The sequence below is a fragment of the Paraburkholderia sp. C35 genome (assembly GCF_003121405.1).
Classification (GTDB): Bacteria; Pseudomonadota; Gammaproteobacteria; order Burkholderiales; family Burkholderiaceae; genus Paraburkholderia.
In genome coordinates this window covers 1-5,199 of the sequence record NZ_QBUY01000205.1, presented here as the reverse complement: position 1 = coordinate 5,199, position 5,199 = coordinate 1, and the positions used below count along the sequence as shown (strand labels likewise).

General features: G+C 60.0%; 3 protein-coding genes. 1 reads left to right on the top strand and 2 read right to left on the bottom strand.

Going from position 1 to position 5,199, the window contains the following annotated elements; genetic code table 11:
* Positions 1-348 precede the first annotated feature (348 nt).
* Positions 349-1,209: an FRG domain-containing protein gene (locus tag DK391_RS43810; protein ID WP_109484240.1), complete on the bottom strand. Its 861-nt coding sequence runs from the start codon at positions 1,207-1,209 to the stop codon at positions 349-351.
* A gap of 262 nt (positions 1,210-1,471) precedes the next feature.
* Here DK391_RS43810 and DK391_RS43805 point away from each other — a divergent pair, with 262 nt between their 5' ends.
* Positions 1,472-3,985 carry a DUF4238 domain-containing protein gene (locus tag DK391_RS43805; RefSeq protein ID WP_109484239.1) on the top strand — a complete coding sequence of 838 codons (2,514 nt, stop codon included), beginning with the start codon at positions 1,472-1,474 and terminating at the stop codon, positions 3,983-3,985.
* 328 nt (positions 3,986-4,313) lie between these two features.
* Here the strand turns inward: DK391_RS43805 and DK391_RS43800 are convergent, their stop codons facing one another.
* Positions 4,314-4,820: a GNAT family protein gene (locus DK391_RS43800; RefSeq protein ID WP_109484238.1), complete on the bottom strand. Its 507-nt coding sequence runs from the start codon at positions 4,818-4,820 to the stop codon at positions 4,314-4,316.
* Between the last annotated feature and the right edge of the window lie 379 nt (positions 4,821-5,199).

The window sequence follows — 5,199 nt, the reverse complement described above, 5'->3', positions numbered from 1 at the left end:
CGTTCACCCCCGTCGATCAATGTCTTCCAGGATAGCCAAAATTCGATTTGGCGGGGAGTTTTTCAACAGAATCGGCCGAAGGCTGTCTGACGCGTTCGGCGCAAGTCGACTCAACTCGGCCGTTCTGCATGCCTCATTCCAGCTGGCCGCCTCCGAAGTTATATCGGTCGCCAGTGTGACAGCGCTCCAGCTACTACTGGCCATAGCCGCGATTAGTCACTCGACGCAATACGATGCTGCTGCCGCACAATTTCGCGCTTCTACGCGAACAGATTTGCTTCGGAAGGCTTTGTGGCAACGAGCAAAAGCGTCGCGTCCGATTCCGGATGCAGGTAATTCCGTTCTCCGCTACCGAGGGATTGCGGCCTTCACGGCGTTGGCGAGCCCGGACAAGGGATCCTCGGTAGCAGGGGGATAGAGAGCTTGCTTGCCAATCTGCGGAAATGGTCCGCTCTTCTTCCAGAACGTCTCAGGCGTGAAGCGAAATTTGGCAACCACCTTTCGGCCGAAATCCATTTCGGCGTGTTCGTACAAAAGCTTCTGCTCGGCGCTGGCAAACTCTGGGTATTCACCAAGCAGATAACCTTCTTGAATATGGGGGCGGACGGCCGCGGGAGGACACACGCTAGCGAGGCGAACGATCTGGATTCCAGCTTCAGCACTCGCTGTGATCGCGCCGCTGATGTGGGGAATACCGAGAACAAAAATAAAGGCCTCGCCGTTTGCGTGGTGAGTGGCGAAGGAAGCCGCGATGCGCAGCGAATGCGTGACATCGAGAAGTGGCGTGTCGCAGATCTCATAATGCTGCAGAATCGCCCAACGCAAAATACGCTGCCGTTTCAGTCGATCGCGTCCGATATATTTTCGCGCCTCGTACTCAGCCACAAGAGCTTTCTCTGCCTCAACGAGTTTGTCAAAGCGCGCGCTGATCGTGCTGTCCTTCGGGACCTTGTTTGAAACACCTGCACGCAGTAGTGATGGTTTCAGCGAGGTATACCCGGATTTGTTCTTGTAATCCCCAGCCTGGCCGCGAAACATAAGAACGAAATCGCGGTTCAGGAACTGCAGTTCGGCGACTTTCGTCGCTAGTTCCATATACGTACGGACAAAAAAAGCGGGCTCCTTACGAATAGCGCCACAGGTCAACGGTTTGATGCCTCCCGAGGCGGCCGAGAACGTCCAGATCTTTTGGCTACCGATGATCTCCACTACGTCTTTCCTCTTCGCGTCTTAGTGTTGTCGAAGTGCTTCTGCACGCCGAGAACCCGAATTCCGATTTTCGCCATAGCGGCGCCTCAGGTTTCGTCTATTCTATCGTCTCGTCAGTACCTGAAAACGACTGGTATGGCCGCCGTCAGCTTTGGGGCTACCCCTCCATCCTTGCGGCCTCGAACACGCCAGCGGGCGGCGGCTACCAGTAAGCCCGCAACGGCCGAGGGACAATCTGTGCACCAACGAGCCAAGTGAGCCGATGACCGATCAGCAGACCCGGAACAACCACTACGTGCCGCAGTGGTACCAGCGCGGCTTCCTCGCTCCCGGTCAGTCCCGCCTCTTTCATCTCAACCTGGAACCGGATCGCAAGACACTGCTCGATGGCCGGCAGGTGCCGCGTACGGCGCTTCACGAATGGGGCACGAAGAACTGCTTCGTCGAGTACGACCTGTACACCACGCATTTCGGTCCGATCGTCAACGACGACGTGGAAAAGTATCTGTTTGGCGTGATCGACGACCAGGGGGCAAAAGCAGTCCGCGCCTTCGTGCTCGGCAACCACGCCGACATGCATGAGTCGTTCCAAGACTTCTTCGAGCACATGGCAGCGCAGAAACTACGCACCCCCAAGGGCCTGGACTGGATCCGTTCGTGCTACGGCGCGCTGGGCCAAGTCGACCTGATGGTTGAAATGCAGGCTCTGCGCCTGATGCATTGCACCATGTGGGTCGAGGGCGTGCGGGAGATCGTCTCGGCGCAGGACTCGGACGTGAAGTTCATCCTGACGGACCACCCGGTGACGATCTACAACGCGGCGGTGGATCCCACGTCCGAGCAGTGCGCCTACCCGCAGGATCCGCTTGTAGCAGCATTGGGCACTCAGACTGTGTTCGCGCTTGACGCCAACACCTGCCTGATCCTCACTCACCTGGAATATGCCAAGGAGCCGGATCAACTAGACCTGACGCAGCTGCGCACGAACGCGCGGCATCTGGGTGTGGGCATGACGCGCACCGACAACTTCATCCGAGACCGGCGACTGAGCCGGGACGAAGTGATCGCAATCAACCACCTGCTCAAGTCGCGGGCGAAGCGCTACATCGCAGGCGCCGACAAGACCTGGCTCTACCCGGAGCGGGAGTTCAACGGGTCATGGGCGCAGATCGCCAAGGTGCTGCGGCCTAAGACCGATCTGTGGCGCTTCGGCGGCGCGATCTACGTCGGATACAAGGACGGCAGCTCTGGCTATTGGGACGAGCATGGCCGTACGTCCAAGGCCCACGAGTTCCTGACTCGCACGGCCCCCCGCAAGAACATCGGGGCCAACGACTTCTGCGGCTGCGGCAGCGCCTACGCGTTCAAGGACTGCTGCCAGAGGCTGCCCGCCGCAGAGCGCCCGTCGTGGGATGTCTACGGCCTGCGCGAGCGCAACCTGATGTTCTGCAATGCCGTTCAGGGCATCCTGGGCCTCTCTGACGGGGTGTCCTGGGAGGACGTGCGCCGCAACCTGAGCGATGAGCACGTCAAGCGCATCCATAGCGCGTTTGCGAGCCTCTGGCCTGAAGACACCGATCTGGCCTCCCTGCTACCGCGGCCCAACCCGAAAGTCCTGCGCTCGGTCTACATGGGCTTCAGCGATCCGCGCACCGTCGAGGCGGCGGTGCTGGGCTGGCTGCCGTTTGTCGATGAGATCGTGCTCGTGAACCCATTCTTCCTAGGCACGCGCATAAAGCCCGAGTTCAGCCCCATCGAGTCGCCTACGGGCCACAAGATGCAGACGCTCAAGAATGTCATGCTCCTTCTGATGCTGGAGCCATTTATCCGCGCCGGCTTGGTGCATTTGGTGCCCGATCCTGGCGAGGTCAGTGCCCCGCTTGGCCATCATGTCCGGGAAGTGCTCACGCGGCGCACCCTGGGATGGAAGCCCCCCAAGGGCGGCGGCCTGCACCGGTTCCTGAAACTCGCGGAAGAGGAAACCCGTCGCGTCATCTGGATGCTGCCAGAGGCGTCCCAGCGGCGCTTCATTGCCGAGCACATGCCAGACGCAGACGCCGTGATGACGGATCGGGTCATCGCGTATTTCAAGCGTCTGGCCGAAGCTGATCCCTACACGTTGCTGCAGCCGCTTCCGGTAGGCAAGGACGCTGCGCAGTACCAGATCTTCAAGGGGCTAAGCCTGGAAGCGGCGCTGTATGTGGCGTCGCTGACTGGCTCGATCGTCCACGTCGACACGGAGGCGCACTGGGCGCAGCTTCTGAAGGACGCTCAGCCTGCTGGCGCGCCGTCGCAGTGTACGTGGGAGCCCGTGCGACGGGCCTTGGGCGAGATCTCGTTCCCGGTGGAACTCAACTCGCGGCTGGTGGCGGAACGCATCGCTAGCGGCGACCGTCCACCGATCCGATCGCTACTGCGGCGGCTGGCCGAATCGGTCTCTGCCCCAGGAGTCGGGCCCGCTCCCACCGACCTGGCCAAGCATATCCGCCAGGCGCGCGGCAAGGTCGAGCGGACGCGGAAAAGTGCGGGCGACAGTATCCTGCTCCCCGCACGCCTGGAGCTGCATGTGCCGCCGGCAGGATTCGCCCGTCACGAGGTGCAGCGGCTGCTCGTGATGTTTGCCGGCGTGACCCGGCCTCGGTCCATTCCGTACGCGCTGCGATTGGTGTTCGACGAACCGGAGGATAGAAGCGGAGATATTTCAGGTCAGGACGATGCAGCTGGCGGAATCGGCGGTCCACGCGCCGCGTCACTAAAGTCCGTGCCGCACCGGTAGACAACAAGACAGGGAGCGCACAACCTTTTGACTGGTTACCTGTATGACCGAATTTAGGCGACAAGGCCGAGCAATCGGGCTTCCGCTCAGGGGCGAGAGTGTGAGTTCGCCGATGAAGGAAGCTGTTGTTCGGCTGGTCCGTGCCTCCAGCGTCAGCAATCTGCCACATTGCCAACGTACAACCCAACACGCCTCAATGTCAGCAAAGGTCGACAACTGCGCGTTGAGCATCGGGCGGATTTCGGAGTGGACCAGTCGTTCGTGCGACCACCGCATGGCTCAAGCGAGCGACAGAACGTGGCCGAGCCGGCCTGACGGGCTGGGGCGACTAGGCCAGTTGTTTGCACATGTGCTCTTCGTCATAAAAACGATCTCCAACCTTCATCGCGCGTGGCTCCAATCCAAACGTCTGAAAGCCGAGCGACGCATAAAGCCTCTTTGCCGGCAGGTTTTCCGCATTGACGCAAAGCATCAACTGGATGGTGTGCCACTCATCGGTCGCGTGAGCTGTCGCCGCCGACAAAAGCGTTTGTGCGATTCCTTGCCCACGGTGTGAAGGGTTCACAAATACACCCCAAATCGTGGCCTTGTGACTCACCTGGCACAGAGGCTCACGACGAACGCCCGTGATGCCGACCAGTATCTCGCCCACAAACGCACCAAAGACAGCTTGGGTTGGCGTTGAACGAACCCTGTTGGCGACCTCTTCAATCGAGCGTGCCATTTCCTCCTGACGGGTAGGCCATATGGCGGTGGGGGCGTTGTCGGCAGCGACAAGACGCAATGCCTTGAACTGCTCTGCGTCATGCGGGGACAGGAGGCGGACAATGACCATGCGATATTTGTGAAAGGCAAGAGAACGTTTACCGTACTGGATACCACCAGCGTCGCGCAAGCATTGACGACCAGATGTCGAGCCTACCCACGTAAGTCAAGTTGTCGACGATCTAGGCGAGGACGATGACGGGCCGCTCACGGCCGACCTCGACCGAGCTTGTGTGAGAACCCAATTTTTGGCGCTGAACGGCCATTCCCGGTTCAGCTGGATCAAGTTTGGTAGGTCCAGCTTACGCTAATCGAATCTCGCGAGCGCAGCGAAGCCCCCCCGGGCCTTAGGTTCCAGCCATTTTCATGGCTTTCATCGTTCCCGCGACACCGAGTATGTTGATGACCCGCTTCAGGTTGTAGGCCAATACCTGAAGGCTCATTTCCGT